At 56.6% G+C, this 702-nt stretch carries 1 protein-coding gene; it reads right to left on the bottom strand.

The genetic code is table 11. The features are described 5' to 3' along the window. Positions 1–150: 150 nt before the first annotated feature. The coding region (locus HW561_RS23340) for a FadR/GntR family transcriptional regulator (RefSeq protein WP_176867772.1) at positions 151–702 on the bottom strand (552 nt) is incomplete at its 5' end.

Here is a 702-nt window from a genome sequence, read left to right on the forward strand (position 1 = left end):
TAGATCGCGGCATCAGACCGGCCCGCCATCCTGTCTTCAAAGCTTTGGTAGCTATCGAATGTAAAAAGTGAGGTTTGAACGATCGGTGGCGTCACAGCACCGTCTAAGTCGGGAAGTACCGCTGCAAGCAGAGTTGAAAGGTCTTTGTGATCAGACATTCTGGCTCTCCATGATCTGGAGAATCTCGGCTTCGACTATATCCATGATCTCACCGACAATTCGCGCGGCTTCGTCTGCATTCCCCGAGACAACCGCTTGGGCGAGCTGGAAGTGCATCGGAATTGATGCCTGACCCAAATGAGGCTGGCCAAACGGCGCTTCGTATACTTCGTTGAACCCCTGCTGAATCTGCCGGATCAATTGCCCAAACAAGGGGTTCCCGCAGGCATCATGCAGTGAAGAGTGGAACCGATAGTCGGCCTGACGCCAGTCCTCACCAGCGGCATGCGTAGCTATCAGCTCTGCGACACGGGCGGTAATCAAGCGGCCTTGTGCCTCAGAGCAGTTCAGCGCCGCCAATCTCGCCGATTCAATTTCCAATGGCCGGCGCACGGCGTGGGTCCGCAACAGGCTCTCTGCTTCAAGTTTCAGCGTCAGTGGAAGGTGGATAGCATTAGCCGACACTTCGGCCGCCAAGCGCGTCCCGGCTTTCTTGTTGCGCACGACGATGCCCATACTCTGCCAGCTCGTCAGGGCTTCGCG

The organism is Ruegeria haliotis (assembly GCF_013377785.1).
Classification (GTDB): Bacteria; Pseudomonadota; Alphaproteobacteria; order Rhodobacterales; family Rhodobacteraceae; genus Ruegeria; species Ruegeria haliotis.